Annotated in this window: 10 protein-coding genes; 1 reads left to right on the plus strand and 9 read right to left on the minus strand. The window is 60.8% G+C overall.

Translation table 11 applies throughout. The features are described 5' to 3' along the window. Positions 1-17: 17 nt before the first annotated feature. Together AC1DIG_RS17780 and rluC are read right to left on the minus strand one after the other, a co-directional pair. On the minus strand, positions 18-680 hold the full coding sequence (locus tag AC1DIG_RS17780; protein ID WP_477768347.1) for an HAD-IA family hydrolase: 663 nt from the start codon (positions 678-680) through the stop codon (positions 18-20). Continuing rightward, complete coding sequence (gene rluC, locus AC1DIG_RS17785; RefSeq protein ID WP_477768348.1) at positions 670-1,629, minus strand: 23S rRNA pseudouridine(955/2504/2580) synthase RluC; 960 nt, start codon at positions 1,627-1,629, stop codon at positions 670-672. Before rluC ends, AC1DIG_RS17780 begins: the two co-directional genes overlap by 11 nt. 740 nt (positions 1,630-2,369) lie before the next feature. Here rluC and rne point away from each other — a divergent pair. Continuing rightward, positions 2,370-5,546, plus strand: coding sequence for a ribonuclease E (gene rne / locus AC1DIG_RS17790; RefSeq protein WP_477768349.1), 3,177 nt, complete (start codon positions 2,370-2,372; stop codon positions 5,544-5,546). Between the two features lie 184 nt (positions 5,547-5,730). On the opposite strand, the gene AC1DIG_RS17795 is transcribed toward rne, so the two are convergent. From AC1DIG_RS17795 to AC1DIG_RS17825, 7 genes are all read right to left on the minus strand, one after another. Then, positions 5,731-6,336 carry a nucleotidyltransferase family protein gene (locus AC1DIG_RS17795; RefSeq protein ID WP_477768350.1) on the minus strand — a complete coding sequence of 202 codons (606 nt, stop codon included), beginning with the start codon at positions 6,334-6,336 and terminating at the stop codon, positions 5,731-5,733. Next, entirely contained in the window at positions 6,336-8,651 is a 2,316-nt protein-coding gene (locus tag AC1DIG_RS17800) for a xanthine dehydrogenase family protein molybdopterin-binding subunit (RefSeq protein ID WP_477768351.1), read from the minus strand. The genes AC1DIG_RS17795 and AC1DIG_RS17800 overlap by 1 nt, the downstream gene beginning before the upstream one ends. After that, positions 8,648-9,118, minus strand: a complete 471-nt coding sequence (locus tag AC1DIG_RS17805; RefSeq protein WP_477768352.1) for a (2Fe-2S)-binding protein — start codon at positions 9,116-9,118, stop codon at positions 8,648-8,650. The genes AC1DIG_RS17800 and AC1DIG_RS17805 overlap by 4 nt, the downstream gene beginning before the upstream one ends. 136 nt (positions 9,119-9,254) lie before the next feature. Then, positions 9,255-10,274 carry a UDP-N-acetylmuramate dehydrogenase gene (murB, locus tag AC1DIG_RS17810; RefSeq protein WP_477768353.1) on the minus strand — a complete coding sequence of 340 codons (1,020 nt, stop codon included), beginning with the start codon at positions 10,272-10,274 and terminating at the stop codon, positions 9,255-9,257. After that, positions 10,271-10,735, minus strand: a complete 465-nt coding sequence (locus AC1DIG_RS17815; RefSeq protein ID WP_347927559.1) for a low molecular weight protein-tyrosine-phosphatase — start codon at positions 10,733-10,735, stop codon at positions 10,271-10,273. The genes murB and AC1DIG_RS17815 overlap by 4 nt, the downstream gene beginning before the upstream one ends. Next, positions 10,735-11,499 carry a 3-deoxy-manno-octulosonate cytidylyltransferase gene (kdsB, locus tag AC1DIG_RS17820; protein WP_477768354.1) on the minus strand — a complete coding sequence of 255 codons (765 nt, stop codon included), beginning with the start codon at positions 11,497-11,499 and terminating at the stop codon, positions 10,735-10,737. Before kdsB ends, AC1DIG_RS17815 begins: the two co-directional genes overlap by 1 nt. Continuing rightward, positions 11,496-11,681 carry a Trm112 family protein gene (locus AC1DIG_RS17825; protein WP_019689343.1) on the minus strand — a complete coding sequence of 62 codons (186 nt, stop codon included), beginning with the start codon at positions 11,679-11,681 and terminating at the stop codon, positions 11,496-11,498. Before AC1DIG_RS17825 ends, kdsB begins: the two co-directional genes overlap by 4 nt. Positions 11,682-11,695: the final 14 nt, after the last annotated feature.

Raw genomic sequence — 11,695 nt, forward strand, 5'->3', positions numbered from 1 at the left:
TCCACCCCAACAAAAACCTAATTGGCCCGCTGACCCAGCCAGGCGTGCAATTGCGAAAAATGATCAATCGCCAGGCGCGGTTCGAACACGCGCAAAGCTTCCATCGATTGAGCACCATAGCTGACGGCAACCGAATCCATCCCGGCATTGCGCGCCATCTGCAGATCGAACGACGAATCCCCCACCATCAACGCCTGCTCCGGGCGGACGTCGCAATGCGCCAGAATCTGTTCGAGCATCAGCGGATGCGGCTTGCTGGCGGTTTCATCGGCGGCGCGAGTGATATCGAAATAATTCTCCCAGCCGTGGGACTTCAGCACACGGTCCAGCCCGCGACGCGCTTTGCCGGTAGCCACCGCCAAGTGATAACCCTCGGCACGAAACGCCTCAAGCGACTCGGCGACACCGTCAAACAACGGCGAAGGCACGACCTCCGAGGCGATGTAGTGATCCGCATAGTGCTGACGGAACGCCACCAACTCGTCATCGCCAATCTCTGGATACAGCGTGCGTATCGCTTCCGGCAGCCCCAGGCCAATGATGCCTTTGACGGCAAGATCATCGCGTAACTGAAAACCGGATCGCTGCGATGCGACATGCATCGCCTCGACAATCCGACCAATGGAGTCGGCCAACGTGCCGTCCCAATCGAAAATCAGCAACTTGTAATCAGGGTGCACTCAAGCGCTCCACGGTCTTGGCCCACATTTCATCCACCGGTGCCTGAAGCTTGAGCTCACCGCCATCAGGCAGCGGCACGTTCAGCATGTAGGCATGGAGAAACAGGCGCTTGCCGCCCAGATCGCGAATCTCTTTGCTGAAGTCGTCATCGCCGTACTTGGTGTCGCCAGCAATGCAGTGCCCGGCGTGCAGGGTGTGGACGCGAATCTGGTGAGTCCGGCCGGTGATCGGTTTGGCTTCGACCAGGGTGGCAAAGTCGCCAAAGCGACGCAGGACCTTGAACACGGTCACGGACTCCTTGCCCTCCTCCTCGTCGACCTCGACCATGCGCTCGCCGGAGCGCAGATTGCTCTTGCCCAGCGGCGCACGGACTTGCTTGATCGAGGCAGCCCAGTTACCGCGGACCAGCGCCATATAGCGCTTATCGACGCCATCGCCGCGCAATGCCGTGTGCAAGTGACGCAGCATGCTGCGTTTTTTGGCAATCATCAGCAGGCCGGAGGTGTCGCGATCGAGACGGTGAACCAGCTCAAGCTCCTTGCAATCCGGACGCAACTGACGAAAGGCTTCGATCACGCCGTAATTCAAGCCGCTGCCGCCGTGAACAGCGATGCCGCAAGGCTTGTTGATCACGATCAGCGCCTTGTCTTCGAAGACAATCGAGGCCTCGAGGCGTTGCAGCAAGCCTTGCGCCAATGGCACCGGCTCGTCGCGTTCCGGCACACGCACCGGCGGCACGCGCACGATGTCGCCCGCCTGCAGCTTGTACTCGGGCTTGATCCGACCTTTGTTCACCCGCACTTCGCCTTTACGCAAAATGCGGTAAATCAAGGTCTTGGGCACGCCTTTGAGCCGAGCGAGAAGGAAGTTATCAATACGTTGGCCGGCATATTCCGGCGAGACCTCAAGCAGTTGTACGCCTGGGGTCGAGGGGGCAGTAGTCGTCATGTCGGGAATGATAACAATTTTTTATGGAATTGAAGCACTTAATCATTGCTGCTATAGTCGCGAACGCCGCCAAAAGCGGCCTGGACAGAGGACAAACGGCAGATTGCCGGCCCTGACCAACGCAATTCATCAGGACGCGAGGCCGTCCTACGGGGCTTTCGCAACGATTGGAAGGTTCGTGATTGTAACAAGCGCAGGTGACATGAGGCCTGAAGCGAGCGCAGCAACAGAGTAACCACTCGTCTGATGCGCCGATATTTACGGCCAGTTCACAAAGTGCAGTCAGTCCCGAACCAGCCCTTGAGCGAGTGCTTCGGAAACAACGCCTGTTACAAGCTGAGTGTTAGCCAAACAGCTCTCGCCCAGTCTTGTGTAGCCATGAGCGTGAACTCCCCATTGGAGAACACGGTAAATGTCAACCCGCTGCGGATTCTGCGCGCGGCAGCACCCGAATTATCAGGGATACGTGTAGGGTGGAGATGCACAACCGTCGGACTGTGTAGCACTAGGCTTATATTTAGACGCTTCATCTCGTCCACAGTCGCCGGTTGATTCCTCCTCCTGACTGAGTGCTTAAGTAGCCACAGCAAGCAGGACGCGTACGTCGCGACTCCGGCCCAATTGGTCGAACCTCGCTAGACACTGGAGTGGCCAACCACTCCTGACGCACCTGACACCGACCGTGAGAAGTCGTGTGTGCCGAACGCCGTTTCCGGCAGCCCGGAAACCGACGGTACTACATGAAAAGAATGCTGATTAACGCAACTCAACCCGAAGAGTTGCGTGTTGCACTGGTAGATGGCCAGCGCCTCTACGACCTGGACATCGAGTCCGGTGCACGCGAGCAGAAGAAGGCCAACATCTATAAAGGCCGGATTACTCGCATCGAACCAAGCCTTGAGGCTGCCTTTGTCGATTTCGGCTCTGAGCGCCACGGCTTCCTGCCCCTTAAAGAAATCTCCCGCGAATACTTCAAGAAAGCCCCTGAAGGTCGCGTCAACATCAAGGACGTCCTGAGCGAAGGCCAGGAAGTCATCGTTCAGGTCGAAAAAGAAGAACGTGGCAACAAGGGCGCCGCCCTGACCACCTTCATCAGCCTGGCCGGTCGTTACCTGGTATTGATGCCGAACAACCCGCGTGCCGGCGGTATCTCCCGTCGCATCGAAGGTGAAGAGCGCAACGAACTGCGTGAAGCCCTGAACGGCCTGGTTGCCCCGGCTGACATGGGTCTGATCGTGCGCACTGCCGGTCTTGGCCGCAGCAGCGAAGAAATGCAGTGGGACCTCGACTACCTGCTGCAACTGTGGACCGCCATCAAAGAAGCCTCGCTGGATCGTTCCGCGCCATTCCTGATCTACCAGGAAAGCAACGTGATCATCCGCGCGATCCGCGACTACCTGCGCCAGGACATCGGCGAAGTGCTGATCGACAGCGTTGAAGCCCAGGACGAAGCCCTGACCTTCATCCGCCAGGTGATGCCGCAGTACGCCAGCAAGATCAAGCTGTACGAAGACAGCGTTCCGCTGTTCAACCGTTTCCAGATCGAAAGCCAGATCGAGACCGCTTTCCAGCGCGTCGTTGAGCTGCCTTCCGGCGGCTCCATCGTTATCGATCCGACCGAAGCCCTGGTGTCCATCGACATCAACTCGGCGCGCGCCACCAAAGGCAGCGACATCGAAGAAACCGCCCTGCAGACCAACCTTGAAGCCGCCGAAGAAATCGCCCGTCAGTTGCGCCTGCGCGACATCGGCGGCCTGATCGTCATCGACTTCATCGACATGACCCCCGCCAAGAACCAGCGCGCCGTGGAAGAGAAAGTCCGCGAATGCCTGGAAGCCGACCGCGCTCGCGTGCAAGTCGGTCGCATCTCGCGCTTCGGCCTGCTGGAAATGTCCCGTCAGCGCCTGCGTCCATCGCTGGGCGAAAGCAGCGGCATCGTCTGCCCACGCTGCAACGGCACCGGCATCATCCGTGACGTTGAATCGCTGTCGCTGGCCATCCTGCGCCTGATCGAAGAAGAAGCCCTGAAAGACCGTACCGCCGAAGTTCGTGCACAAGTGCCGATCCCGGTCGCTGCGTTCCTGCTGAACGAAAAACGCAACTCGATCACCAAGATCGAACTGCGCACCCGTGCCCGCATCATCATCCTGCCGAACGATCACCTCGAAACGCCGCACTTCGAAGTTCAGCGTCTGCGCGATGACAGCCCGGAAGCCCACATCAACCAGTCCAGCTACGAAATCGCTGCTGCCGCTGCTGAAGTGGAAGAAGTTCAACCGGCCGCCGCCACCCGCACCCTGGTTCGCCAGGAAGCCGCCGTAAAAACTGCTCCAGCCCGTGCCAACGCTCCGGTTCCGACCGAAGTCGTTGCTACCCCGGTTGCCGCTCCGGTCGCTGCACCCGAGCCAAGCCTGTTCAAAGGCCTGGTGAAGTCGCTGGTCAGCCTGTTCGCCACCAAGGAAGAGCCTGCTGCTCCGGTTGTGGTTGAAAAACCAGCCGCCGAGCGTCCGGCACGCAACGAAGAGCGTCGTAACGGTCGTCAGCAGAGCCGCAACCGTAACGGTCGCCGCGATGAAGAACGCAAACCACGCGAAGAACGCGCGCCTCGTGAAGAACGTGCACCGCGCGAGCCTCGTGAAGAGCGTCAACCACGCGAAGCCCGCGAAGAGACTCCAGCAGTCGCTCGCGAAGAACGCGCACCGCGCCCTCCGCGTGAAGAGCGCGCACCACGTCCCCCTCGTGAAGATCGCAAGCCACGTGGCGAGCGTGAAGAGCGCCCGGTTCGTGAACTGCGTGAACCTCTGGATGCCGCGCCAGCCGCTGCCGCCGCTGTAACTGCTGTTGCTGAAGAGCGTCCGGCCCGTCAGCCACGTGAAGAGCGCGCTCCACGCCCACCGCGTGAAGAACGTCAACCACGTGCCGAACAAGCCGCTGCTGCCGTTGCTGAAGAAGAGCTGCCAACCAGCGAAGAGCAACTGCAGGAAGATGGCCAGGAAAACGCCGAAGGCGATCGTCCACGCCGCCGCTCCCGTGGCCAGCGTCGTCGCAGCAACCGTCGCGAGCGTCAACGCGATGCCAACGGCAACGTGATCGAAGGCTCGGAAGAGTCCGAAACCAGCGAAGAGCCAACAGGCGCTGAACTGGCTGCTGGCCTGGCCGTTACCGCCGCTGTTGCCAGCACCGTGATCAGCGCTCCTGCTGAAGCTCAGGCTCACCAGCAAGCTGAACGCGCTACTGCTGCCGTGACTGAAGAAGTTGCTCAGGTTGAAGCGCCTGTCGTGGAAGCCACCACCCCGGTTGAAGCGCCTGTCGCTCCTGCCGTCGAAGTAGCTCCAGTTCGTGAAGCACAGCCTGAAGTTCACGCTGCCGTTGAACCAGTAGTAGTTGCCGAACAGCCAGTAGTCGCTGCAGAGCCTGTGGTTGAAGCCCCGGTCGCTGAAAAGGCGCCTGAGGTTCGCGAAGAGCAAACTGCGTTCAACTGGGTTGCAGAAACTGCAGCTGTCGAAGCTCCAGCGCCAGTCGCTGAAGCCCCGGCTGTTGTTGCCGAGCCAGCTCCGGTGGTTGAAGCTCCGGTTGTCGCCGAAGTGGCTGCACCGGTTGTCGAAACCGCCCCTGTCAGCGCCCTGACGCCAAGTGGTCGCGCGCCAAACGACCCACGTGAAGTGCGTCGCCGCAAGCGTGAAGAGGAGCGCCTGCAGAAGGAAGCCGAACTGGCTGCCGCTGCTGCACCGGCTGTTGCTGCCGAGCCAGCCCCGGTTGTTGCTGAAGTCGTCGAGGCAGCCCCTGCCCCGGCCGCTGAAGTGACCGCCGAGCCTGCTGCCCCAGTCATCGACGAAAACCTGCGTTCCGTCGAAGAAGTGGTAGAGCACAAACCTGAGGCCCTGGAAAAAGAGCACGAGCCTAAACCCCTCGCCTGATTCCATCAGCCACTAAAAAGCCCCGCCTGGTAACCCAGGCGGGGCTTTTTTATGTCTTTAACATCACACCAATCCCCTGTGGGAGCGAGCTTGCTCGCGATAGCGGAGGATCAGCTTGCATCAATGTTGAATGTTAAATCGCTATCGCGAGCAAGCTCGCTCCCACATTGGATCTGTGCCGGGACTACTTGAAGACCAACGCCTCAGGCACATCCACATCCCACAACACTCCGGGATCATTCACCGCCACCTCAACCACTTTCGCCGAGGCAAACAACGGCTTGGCCCCGCGGTCGCCGGACAACGCCATCAGCGCTGCACCCAACGAACGCCCAAATCCCACTGGATGCCCAAACTCGCCACCTTGCACGGGCACACGGATGGTATCGACCGCTATCCCCTCAACAATCCGCTCGATACTCGACGGCAAGATAAACGGCATATCGCCCAACACCACCAGCCAGCCATCCAGCGCCGGACACGCAGCGACTGCCGCCGCAATGCTGTCTCCCATGCCCGCCGATGCCAGCAACAGCACCTGGCAACCATAAGCCCGGGCCAGCCGTGCAACCTCTGGACGATCCGGCGTCGTCACCAACAACCGGGTGTCCACGCCCTTCGGCAGATTGCGCAGCACCTGTTCGATCACCGGCCGCACAATGCCGTCGCGCCCTTCGCACTTCGCCAGCAACTTGTCCTGATCGGCACCCGCCACTTGTCGATAACGACTGCCCTGCCCCGCCGCGAGAATGATCGCGCCCAGCTTCAAACCCTGCTCGACGCTGCGCATCAGGCTTTGGTCTGCTGCCAGCCTTGCAGCTGATAGCGCACTGGCAAGCTGCGAATACGCTTGCCGGTGGCGGCGAAGATCGCATTGCACAACGCCGGAGCGATGGGCGGCACGCCCGGCTCACCGACACCGCCCAGCGGCACGTTGCCCGCCGGCGTGACCAAATGCACCGCCACCTCTTTCGGCGCCAGGGACATGCGCGCCACTTCGTACATATGGAAGTTGTCCTGCTGGACCTTGCCGTCCTTGAAGCTGATTTCACCCAGCACCGCGTTACCCAGGCCCATCACGCAGGCACCTTCGAACTGCGAGCGAATCCGTTCCGGGTTGATCTGCGGACCGCAATCGACCGCGATGTCGGCCTTGTGCACGATCAGCGTACCGTCGTCCTTGACTTCAACCTCGATGACCGCCGCCACATAGGTGACGAAGCTGTAATGCACCGCCAGGCCCAAACCACGGCCCTTGGGAAGTTTTCGCCCCCAACCGGCACCCTTGGCCGCCGTTTCCAGGACGCCACGCAGGCGCGCCGTATCGATGGGATAACGCTCAGGGGATTCGCCGTAGTTCCACTCTTCGCTCAGGGTTCGCGGATCGATCTGACGGTCCGGCCCCAAGAGCTTGATCTGGTACTTCAGCGGGTCTTGTCCGGCCTTGTGCGCCAACTCGTCGACAAAGCTCTGAATCGCAAAACCGTGAGGGATGTTCGACACTGAGCGATACCAACCAACCCGGGTATACGCCGCCGCGTCAGGGTTTTCCAGGCGCACATTGGGAATCGCGTAGGCCATGTTGGTAAAGCCCATGCCCAACTCGAAGGCCGCTTCGTGATTCATGCCTGGCGCGAACAACGCAGTGATGCTTGGCGCCACGGTGCGGTGCAACCAACCGGACGGCATACCGTCCTTGTTCAGGCTGGCCTTGAGGTATTCCGCAGAGACGGTATGGAAGTACGAACAATGGATGTCATCTTCACGGGTCCATTGCACGCGCACAGCCTTGCCGGGAAACTCCTTGGCCAGAATCGCTGCCTCCAGAATGAAGTCCGGCTTGGACTTGCGACCGAAACCGCCGCCCAACAAGGTGACGTTGACCGTGACCTTGTCGAATGCAATGCCCAAGCGCTCGGCAATGCGCTCGCGGGTCACTTGCGGGGCCTGACTCGGCGCCCAGGCTTCGCAATGGCCATCCTTGAAACGTGCAACGGCAACCATCGGCTCCATCGGCGACTGCGCCAGATGCGGCAGATAGTAGGCCGCCTCCAGACTGCTGTCGGCGCTGTTCATGGCCTCATCGATATTGCCGGTGCTGCGCACCACTTTGCCCGGCTTCAGGGCGGCGGCTTCCAGCTCCTTGCGGTAGGCAATCGAGTCGTAACCGGCATTGGCACCGTCATCCCACTCGATCTTCAGCGCTTCACGCCCCTTGATCGCCGCCCAGGTATTGCTGGCAATCACCGCCACCCCGCCCAACGGCTGGAATTCCGAGGGCAATGGGCGATTTTCAATCTGGATAACCTTGACCACTCCCGGGACTTTCAGCGCCGCGCTGGCATCGAAGGACTTGACCTTGCCGCCATACACCGCCGGCCGCGCCACGGTGGCGAAAAGCATGCCGTCAAAGTGCACATCGGCACCGTAGACCGCACGACCATTGACGATGTCTGCACCGTCGATCGCCCGGGTCGACTCTTTGCCGATATAGCGAAACTCTGAAGGCTGCTTGAGCCGCAGGCTTTCACGAGCCGGCACGGCCAGCGCACCCGCAGCGGCGGCGAGCGCACCGTAACCGAGTTCACGCCCGGTGGGCTGGTGGATAACTTTGTGCAATTGCGCTCGGCACTCGCCAACCGGGACTTTCCACTGATCGGCTGCGGCTTGTTCCAGCATGGTTCGTGCAGCGGCACCGCAACGGCGCATCGGCTCGTACCAATGACGCATGCTGCGCGAGCCGTCAGTGTCCTGATTGCCGAAGCGCACCTCATCACCCGGCGCCTGCCGGACCAAGACCCGCGCCCAATCGGCGTCCAGTTCATCGGCGACCACCATGCTCAAGCTGGTGCGCACACCCTGGCCCATTTCCGAACGGTTGCAGACCACCGTCACGCTGCCGTCGGCGGCAATGCTCACGTAGACCTTGGGATCATCGATCCAGCCGTTGGGCATACCGGCGGCACCGAACTTCTTCTCTTCGGCGAACGCGTCCTGCCAGCCCCAACTGGCGGCGAGCACCAGCGCACCAGTCGCACTCACGCCTTTGAGAAAACCGCGACGGCTGAGATTGCTCAGGGCGAAATCATTCGGTAGCTGGCTCATGCCTTGCGCTCCTGCAGATGAGTGGAGGCCTGGCGGATCGCGGTCTTGATGCGGTTGTACGTGCCGCAGCGGCAGATATTGCCGACCATCGCCTGTTCGATTTGATCATCGCTGGGATTGGGGTTGGTCTTGAGCAACGCAGTGGCCGACATGATCTGCCCACCCTGGCAAAAACCGCACTGGGCGACTGCCGTGTCGAGCCAGGCTTGCTGGACGACCTGGCCAACCGGATCGCTGTGCAGGTTATCGATGGTGCTGACGTCCTGCCCGATCACTGAACCAATAGGCGTGATGCAACTGCGCGCCGGGGCGCCGTCGATATGAATCGTGCAAGCGCCACACAGGCCCATGCCGCAACCGAATTTGGTGCCGTTGTAACCGGCCACATCGCGGATTGCCCAGAGCAGCGGCATGTCCTCGGAGACGTCGAGTTGATGATCTTGACCATTGAGCTTCAGGGTAATCATAGGCACGCCCGCATATAGGTAGAGTTATGGAGCAAATGATTGCATCGTTAGCAGGCTAAGTTAACTCAGCATTAACAAAAAAGCCCTGCAACCAAGGTAGGTGTGCAGGGCTCTGGATTCAGCGATCAAGCGTAGCTCAATACTGATTCGGCTCCATTTCCAGCTCGACATTGAAGCGCTCGGCGATGTCTCTCTGGATCCGCTGTGCCAGATGAAGCAGCTCAAGCCCGGTGGCCGTGCCGTAGTTGACCAGCACCAGCGACTGCAAGCGATGCACGCCGGCATCGCCGTCACGAAAGCCCTTCCAGCCCGCCTGCTCGATCAACCAGCCGGCCGCCAGCTTCACCCGGCCATCCGCTTGTGGATAACCAACCAGGCCCGGATGCTCAAGGCGAATTTGTTCCGCCAGCACGTTTGACACCAACGGGTTCTTGAAAAAGCTGCCGGCATTACCGAGCACCGCCGGGTCAGGGAGCTTCTCATTGCGAATGCTGCAAATCGCCTGGCTGACATCAGTCGCGGTGGGATGATCGATGCCTTGCTCGGTCAAACGCTGACGAACCGGGCCGTATTCCAGATGCAGATGCTCGACGCGATTCAGGGCAAACCGTACCCGCAGGATCAGCCAGCGACCGACCTGCTGCTTGAACAAGCTGTCGCGGTAGGCAAAGTTGCACTCGGCCAGCGTGAAGTCGCGCAGCTCGCCGGTCTGGCGGTCCAGCGCGGTCAGACCGGCGAACACATCCTTGATCTCGACCCCATAGGCCCCGATGTTCTGCATCGGCGCAGCACCGACAGTGCCGGGGATCAGGCTGAGGTTCTCAAGGCCCGACAGGCCCTGCGCCAGGGTCCATTGAACAAACGGGTGCCAGCTTTCGCCGGCCTCGGCTTCGATCACCACCTGACTGCCGTTGTCGCTCAACACCCGAATGCCACGGGTGGCCATGCGCAGCACCAGCGCGGCAATGTCCGCAGTCAGCAACAGGTTGCTGCCACCGCCAATCACCAGCAGCGGCACAGCGTGCGCGGCCGAATACGCCAGCGCCTCGCGTACATCGGCATCACTGTGGGCTTCGGCGAACAATTGCGCCCGCACGTCCACGCCAAAGGTGTTGTACGGCTTCAGCGAAACCTGCGATTGCAGGTGCAAAGTCATAAGCGTCCCTTCAATTCAATCACCAGCAAATCACTGGCGCGCTCGATCAGGTCCAGTACCTGCTCGAAACCTTGATCGCCGTCGTAATAAGGATCCGGCACTTCATCCACGCTCGACTCATAGCGGCGCAGGAACAAATCCAGCTCTGCCCTGCCCTTGGCCGGTTGCAGCGCCTTGAGGTTACGCAGGTTGCTGTGGTCCATGGCGAGGATCAGGTCATAACTGGAAAAGTCGGCGCGCGTGACCTGTTGGGCGCGTTGCGCGGACAGGTCATAACCACGGCGTAGCGCGGCAGCCTGGCTGCGCTTGTCCGGCGCCTTGCCGACGTGCCAGTCACCGGTGCCCGCAGAAGCCACTTCGACCTGATCGGCCAAACCGGCTTCACGCAGTTTGTGTCGCAGTACACCTTCAGCCGTGGGTGAACGGCAGATATTGCCCAGGCAGACGAACAGAACCCGCATCAGGCCTCCAGCAGGCGACGAACGCGTTCGAGGTCTTCCGCCGTGTCGACACCCGGTGGCGGTGCAATCAGTGCATCGGCAACGTGAATCCGCACACCGTGCCAGAGCGCACGCAGCTGCTCCAGACTCTCGGTGTTTTCCAGCCAGCACGGGCCCCAGCTGACGAAGTCATGCAGGAAACCGGCGCGGTAGGCATAGATCCCGATGTGCCGACGGTAAGGAACGCCAGCCGGCAATTGCTCGCGACTCTTGGCGAAGTCGTCCCGCGCCCACGGCAAGGTGGCGCGACTGAACGTCAGCGCCAGGCCATTCAGATCGCTGACGACCTTGACCACGCTGGGGTTGAACAGGGTTTCAATGTCTTCGATCGGCTCGGCGAGGGTCGCCATACGCGCTTCGGTATGAGCCGCCAGATTGGCCGCAACCTGATCGATCACACTCGGCGGAATCAACGGCTCGTCGCCCTGCACGTTGACCACGATAGCGTCCGGCGCCAGGCCCAATTGGGTGGCGACTTCAGCCAGACGATCGGTGCCGGAGTTGTGGTCCTCGCGGGTCATCACCACTTCAGCGCCAAAGGCCTTGCAGGCCTCGACAATGCGCGCATCGTCAGTGGCGACGACCACCCGCTGCGCGCTGCTTTTGCTCGCCTGTTCCCAAACGTGCTGGATCATCGGCTTGCCGGCGATCATTTGCAGAGGCTTGCCCGGCAGACGGGTGGAAGCAAAACGCGACGGAATCACGACGGTGAAGGCTGTGCTCATTTATCCAGACGCTCTTCTGCCGTCAGGGTGCGCGCTTCGCTTTCGAGCATCACCGGAATGCCATCACGAATCGGATAGGCCAGACCGGCGCCTTTGCTGATCAGCTCGGTTTTATCGGCGCTGAGCTTGAGCGGACCTTTGCAGATCGGGCAAGCGAGGATGTCGAGCAATTTGGTGTCCATGAGCATTCCCTGGA

The organism is Pseudomonas sp. 05N431 (genome assembly GCF_056397005.1).

Excerpts from the sequence above, each read along its gene's own strand:
- rluC (WP_477768348.1), bottom strand. The coding sequence starts at position 1,629 with ATGACGACTACTGCCCCCTCGACCCCAGGCGTACAACTGCTTGAGGTC.
- rne (WP_477768349.1), top strand. The coding sequence starts at position 2,370 with ATGAAAAGAATGCTGATTAACGCAACTCAACCCGAAGAGTTGCGTGTT.
- AC1DIG_RS17795 (WP_477768350.1), bottom strand. The coding sequence starts at position 6,336 with ATGCGCAGCGTCGAGCAGGGTTTGAAGCTGGGCGCGATCATTCTCGCG.
- AC1DIG_RS17800 (WP_477768351.1), bottom strand. The coding sequence starts at position 8,651 with ATGAGCCAGCTACCGAATGATTTCGCCCTGAGCAATCTCAGCCGTCGC.
- AC1DIG_RS17805 (WP_477768352.1), bottom strand. The coding sequence starts at position 9,118 with ATGATTACCCTGAAGCTCAATGGTCAAGATCATCAACTCGACGTCTCC.
- murB (WP_477768353.1), bottom strand. The coding sequence starts at position 10,274 with ATGACTTTGCACCTGCAATCGCAGGTTTCGCTGAAGCCGTACAACACC.
- AC1DIG_RS17815 (WP_347927559.1), bottom strand. The coding sequence starts at position 10,735 with ATGCGGGTTCTGTTCGTCTGCCTGGGCAATATCTGCCGTTCACCCACG.
- kdsB (WP_477768354.1), bottom strand. The coding sequence starts at position 11,499 with ATGAGCACAGCCTTCACCGTCGTGATTCCGTCGCGTTTTGCTTCCACC.
- AC1DIG_RS17825 (WP_019689343.1), bottom strand. The coding sequence starts at position 11,681 with ATGGACACCAAATTGCTCGACATCCTCGCTTGCCCGATCTGCAAAGGT.